This window comes from Clostridium rectalis, assembly GCF_900626095.1.
Lineage (GTDB): Bacteria > Bacillota > Clostridia > Clostridiales > Clostridiaceae > Clostridium_AS > Clostridium_AS rectalis.
Map to the genome: position 1 here is coordinate 1 of NZ_UYZZ01000026.1, position 1,368 is coordinate 1,368.

2 protein-coding genes are annotated in these 1,368 nt (G+C 28.7%); both read left to right on the forward strand.

Annotation, left to right across the window (positions count from 1 at the left end):
• The first annotated feature begins 56 nt into the window (after nt 1-56).
• On the forward strand, nt 57-386 hold the full coding sequence (locus EJL03_RS15835; protein WP_125154922.1) for a transposase: 330 nt from the start codon (nt 57-59) through the stop codon (nt 384-386).
• Between the two features lie 17 nt (nt 387-403).
• Complete coding sequence (locus EJL03_RS15840; protein WP_279222096.1) at nt 404-1,312, forward strand: IS3 family transposase; 909 nt, start codon at nt 404-406, stop codon at nt 1,310-1,312.
• The last annotated feature ends 56 nt before the right edge of the window (nt 1,313-1,368 follow it).

Below are 1,368 nucleotides of genomic sequence, written 5' to 3' on the forward strand. Positions count from 1 at the left end.
CTTGGACAATTGCTTATGCATTAGATATAATGAAGAAAAGTAATTGGAGGTAACTTGTGAGAGGTAGAAGTTATACAAAAGAATTAAAAGAATCAATACTAAATGAGGTTAAAGAAGTAGGCAATGTTTCATTAGTTTCAAGAAAACATGGAATTTCACAATCAACAATAAGAACATGGATTAAAAATTCTAAAGAAAAAGATAACATAAAAATTAAACCAGGTAGAAAAGCTTTAATTGAGGGAGAAAATGACTTTAAAAAAGAAATAACAGAAATAACACAAGAAAATGATACTTTAAAAAAGATATTGGGAGAAAAAGACTTAGAAATAGCAATTCTTAAAGACTTAATAAAAAAAGCCAACCCTCAATTAAAGATAAAATAGTCGTTGCTAAAAAGTATATAGAACAAGGATATAATGCAGTTTTTGTCTTGAAAATAGTTAAGCTTTCCAGATCAACTTATTATTATAATTTAAGTGTAGAAGGCAAAGAAAAATATACGCCGATAGGCGGCAAACCAAAGGGATATTCTTTAATTCAAAAAGGTAAAAAAGTTTGTGATGAGGAAATTAAGGAATACATTCTACAAACTATAGATGGTGATGGTATAAACTATGGGTATAGAAAAATAATGCACTATTTAAGACGTGAGTATAAACTTATTATAAATCATAAAAAAGTATATAGGTTATGTAAAGAACTTAATGTATTAAAGGACCAAAGATCTATAAAGCCTAAAGTTAAGCGTAGCATTGCTATCAATAGAACTATAACAGGTTCAAATCAGTTATGGGAAATGGATATCAAGTATGGGTATATTGAAGGAGAAGATAAATTCTTCTATATGCTAAATATTATAGATATTTTTGACAGGAGTATCGTAGATTACCATATGGGCTTTCATTGTGAAGCTAAGGATGCTACCGCATTATTAAGACAAGCTTTAATTAGAAGAAATTTATTTGAAGAAGGTGTTAAAAGACCCGTTATAAGAACTGATAATGGGCCACAGTTTGTAAGTTATAAATTTAAGAATTGTTGTGAAGAACTTGAATTAGAACATGAAAGAATACCAGTAAAAACGCCGAATAAAAATGCTCATGTAGAATCTTTCCACAGAATACTTGAAGATGAATGTTTTAAAAGCAATGAATTTCAGAGGTATAAAGAGGCATATAAAATAGTAAACGATTTTATTGACTTTTATAATAATAGAAGATTGCATTCAAGTTTAAGATATATGACTCCTAATGAATTTTACCACCTCTATTCTGGAGAACAGCTAACTGATATTGAGGTAAGGGTGTAATTATAAGAAAAGGCGAGAATTAATTAGATATTGTCCAAAATAAAGGGGTTAATCCG